A 3,500-nucleotide genomic window follows, 5' to 3' on the forward strand; every position below is an offset into this window, starting at 1 on the left:
CATTGACTCACTAGTGCCACCGTTGTCGGCTCTTGTTCTTGAATCAGCTCCAGCAACGAGACAATCTTCGCCACTCGCCCCAAGAGCGCGTCCTGCACTACTTCATCCTGACTAAAGATCCGCGTCAAGGTAGTTTGCATATCATTGTCAAGGGATGACTGCTGTACCTCGAAAATGTCTTCTAAGGTAATCAAATCTCCCAAAGGTCTTGCGCCCAGCTTCCGCTCGCGGAACAGGTCGCCTAAAAGCTGCAACAGCCCGCGAATAGCATGGTCGTCACCCTTGGCTCGACTCGATCGTAAGCGTAAATTCGACGTAATTTGCATCAGCAGATCGACATATCCCGGCAGCATCGGATAGACTTCCACGAAATCTTCTTCGGAAATCGTCTGACACTGATAGCCATACAGCTTGAGATCGCTGCGATACTGCCCAAAGATCGATCGCAGTTCCCCTTCCTGCGTCGGCAATTTCTTGAGCAAGCGTTTATGCACCACATCCCGAATATTCGTCGGTGCCAAATGCACCCGCAACTTAGGCGGGAATCGATCCTTGAGCTTACCAATACTGCTTTCGTCGTCACTATCCTCCAACTGTTGTTGACCCGTTGCCAGCAGCCAAACTTGCCCTTTGAGCTTCTGCCCCAAAGCCGAGACAAAAGACTGAAGCTTCAACATCCGCGTGTTGTCTTGATAGATATATTGACTGACCTCATCGACTACCACAAACAATGTCTTGCCCACAGCCCGCAACCGCAGCATTTCGGCGATCGCTTTAATCGTTTCATCGACCGAAGATCCCTCACCCGTATTCGCCCCCGCACGGCTCTCAAACCAACTCAACGGATCGGTGTACCGAATTGGATTCATCGCGTGCATCACCTGGGAAAATTCTTCCTCCGCCATCCGACTATCTTTCGCGTCAGCCCAAGCCCGACCGAGCAACCGCTGGGCACTAGCTTCAAACTCCGACCACAGACCTTCAAGTTCGAGGTTCAGCTCATAATCTGCCACATAATTATTGGTACTGCAATAGCCCAGCCGCCGCTGGATTTGCCGCTTCACCGCTGAATGAATCTGTTCGTCGTCCCGTGCCACCGCACCAATATCAAAGATGACAGCGATCGGCTGTACCAGACTCCGAACCTGCGCCCAAGCCGCCCTAAACTCGCTGGATTTAGCCGATTCATCCCGTTTGAGCAAAACTTCGGCGATCGCCTGTCCATCGGGCAAAATCAAGCCATCCAGAGCTAATCCCAGCAGCTTGGCAAAGCTAGATTTCCCCGAACCGTAAAATCCAGAGATCCAGGCGGCGGGTAATTCTACCCCGCCAGGTTTTTGCAGTTCCGCTGCTAAACCGCCCAACAATTTGACAAACTGTTCGTGAATCCCAATCTTTTTGCGGGGATCTGTGTCAGGATATCCACCCGTGACAATGTACTCGGAAACTTCCGCCGTCACCTTTGCCGGATCTTGCTCGTGGAAGTAAATCACTGGCGCGATATCGCGCGTCACATCATTGGCAAACACATCCTTAATCTGCATCGAAGTTCTCCATCATGAATAAATGCGCGGGCGATAATCACGGTCAGCCGACAACTCACCCATAAACGACAGGGCATTTAGGTCTTGTCGCTTGCCAGGATAGAGTAAAACCACAGGCAAATTCCGCATTTTCCCATCGATGAGTTTGAGCAATGCTGACGATCGAAAAAAGGGATAAAGTGCCCCTGTCCGCGCCAATAAAACCAGGGTGCGGTTTGCCACCAAGGGATTCTCATTTGCAAACTCATCGATTAAATTTACAACATCTTTAGCAATCCCATCCACGCCATCAATATAGTGCGACAGCTTATCTTTGAGATGATTCAACGCTCGACCCCGATCGCGCTCGTAAAGACGGTGTTCCATCCGCATTATGCTCTCGATTAATTGAGGATCTTCAGCCTTAATCCGATTTAACAGCAGTTGATGGAGCGAAATCGATCGGACATTCCAACCACCGCCTTTTAAATCGTCGCTCAAATTCTTTGGTTGGATCGTAGACTAAAATGGCAAACCGATAATTTCGCATCGTGCTTATTTTCGGGCCGCTGTCTTGTCGCATCGACGATGCGCCGCTAGCTTCTTGCAAATCGCTCCTGAGAGCCGCAATCGGTCGATCTAGTGAAACAAGCGATCGGATCTCTGGGCTGCCAACCGATTAAAACTGCTAATGCGGCTCGATCGAAAGATGCTCCTAGTTCGATCGATAACGGTAAAACCGCCGCTGGCATCTGGCTTACAGCATTGTGTTTATGCTCTGCTAACCGATCGCCCACCTTTACGTTTCCTGACTCATTTTTGGCTCTCACTATCGCCCGATCGAAATCCTATATTACCACCGAAAGACCCTGCGAGAATCACTAGATAGAGAGCGTTTGAGTCTAAATTCAGCATAGTATGTTCGGTAGAACTGAATGTAAGTTGGCTTACACAGATTTCTGGCAAGCTTATCAAAATGTTATTCCTCGCAAATCTCACTGTGCTGTTGGCAATACTGTTCCTCTCTTCTTGATGCTTCATTGGTAATAAAGAGGTCATGAGTTCGAGCCTCATTGAGGGCTTTGGGTTAAAATATATTCATGGTCGGGCTTTTAGGAATATGTCCTAACAGCCGATCCTTGTGTCTGAGATATATTGAGTCAATTTCAAATTACGATTTTTTTATGACTGTGAGTGCAATTACCGATCCTCAAAACGAGATGCTCCGTCAACCAATTATTTACGACGCGATTATTATTGGTTCGGGAATTGGCGGACTGGTGACGGCGACTCAGTTAGCGGCGAAGGGTGCTAAGGTTTTGGTATTGGAGCGGTATTTAATTCCGGGTGGAAGTGCGGGATATTTCGATCGCGAGGGGTATCGATTCGACGTTGGTGCTTCGATGATTTTTGGGTTTGGGAAGCAAGGTACGACTAATTTATTGACTCGCGCGCTGGCGGCGGTGGGCGAAAGTATCGAAACGATTCCCGATCGGGTGCAGGTACAGTATCATTTACCCAATGGTTTAGATATTAAGGTTCACCAAGATTACGAGCAGTTTTTACAAGAAGTGATTGCGAAGTTTCCCCATGAAGCCAAGGGGATTAGGCAGTTTTATGATGAGTGCTGGAAAGTATTTAATTGCCTGAATCAGATGGATTTATTATCGCTTGAAGAGTTGCGATATCTGACGCGGGTATTTTTTCAACACCCGGCGGCTTGTCTGGGTTTGGTCAAGTATTTACCATCGAATGTCGGGGAGATCGCGCGGAAATATATCCAAGATCCGGCGGTACTAAAGTTTATCGATATCGAGTGCTATATTTGGTCGGTGGTACCTGCCGATCTGACACCGACGATTAATGCGGGGATGGTATTTTCGGACAGACATTATGGCGGTATCAACTATCCCAAAGGTGGTGTAGGTCAAATTGCCCAAAAGCTAGTCAATGGACTAGAAAAGGCTGGGGGCGAGA

General features: G+C 48.6%; 4 protein-coding genes. 2 read left to right on the forward strand and 2 right to left on the reverse strand.

The features are described from left to right. Positions 1-1,544, reverse strand: a 1,544-nt coding sequence (brxC, locus tag Q0R35_RS18220) for a BREX system P-loop protein BrxC (RefSeq protein ID WP_295621840.1), incomplete at its 3' end; no start/stop codon positions are given. 12 nt (positions 1,545-1,556) lie between these two features. Further along, complete coding sequence (locus tag Q0R35_RS18225; RefSeq protein WP_295621842.1) at positions 1,557-2,024, reverse strand: DUF1788 domain-containing protein; 468 nt, start codon at positions 2,022-2,024, stop codon at positions 1,557-1,559. 141 nt (positions 2,025-2,165) lie between these two features. On the opposite strand from Q0R35_RS18225, the gene Q0R35_RS18230 reads away from it, so the two are divergent. Then, positions 2,166-2,408, forward strand: coding sequence for a hypothetical protein (locus Q0R35_RS18230; protein ID WP_295621845.1), 243 nt, complete (start codon positions 2,166-2,168; stop codon positions 2,406-2,408). A 299-nt stretch (positions 2,409-2,707) separates the two neighbouring features. Beyond that, positions 2,708-3,500, forward strand: a 793-nt coding sequence (locus tag Q0R35_RS18235) for an FAD-dependent oxidoreductase (protein ID WP_295621848.1), incomplete at its 3' end; no start/stop codon positions are given.

This window comes from Chamaesiphon sp. GL140_3_metabinner_50, from assembly GCF_025361915.1.
Lineage (GTDB): Bacteria > Cyanobacteriota > Cyanobacteriia > Cyanobacteriales > Chamaesiphonaceae > Chamaesiphon.